The sequence below is a fragment of the Methylobacterium nigriterrae genome, assembly GCF_037106235.1.
Classification (GTDB): Bacteria; Pseudomonadota; Alphaproteobacteria; order Rhizobiales; family Beijerinckiaceae; genus Methylobacterium; species Methylobacterium nigriterrae.
On record NZ_JBAWTG010000615.1, the window covers coordinates 1 to 370 of the forward strand.

Annotated in this window: 1 protein-coding gene; it reads right to left on the minus strand. The window is 68.9% G+C overall.

What is annotated here, in order from left to right:
* The coding region (locus WDW90_RS38475) for a transposase (protein ID WP_336492919.1) at window positions 1-301 on the minus strand (301 nt) is incomplete at its 3' end.
* Window positions 302-370 lie beyond the last annotated feature (69 nt).

Genomic DNA, 370 nt, shown 5'->3' on the forward strand with positions numbered 1-370 from the left:
CCTTCTGGTGAGCGCGCACGCTGGTGCCGTCGAGGAACACCATGCCGAGCTGCACGCCGCGCTCCTGAACGAGGCTGAGGAGCCGCTCCCAGACGCCGGCACGTGCCCACCGGATGAAGACCTGGGCCGCACGCCACCAGGGTCCGAGTTCAGCTGGCACGGCGCGCCACTTGGCTCCGTTCTGATGCCGCCAGAGGATGGCCGAGACGGTGCGGCGCAGATCCTGTGGCGGCGTCTTGCCCTTCGGCCGGCAGGCTTCCACCAGCGGCTCCAGCTCGGCCCATTGCGCGTCCGACAGCATCGCTCCTCCTCGCTCAGGAGAGGCGAAACGCTCACCGCATCGGGTGGTTCAAGCGATCACAGGCCGTAG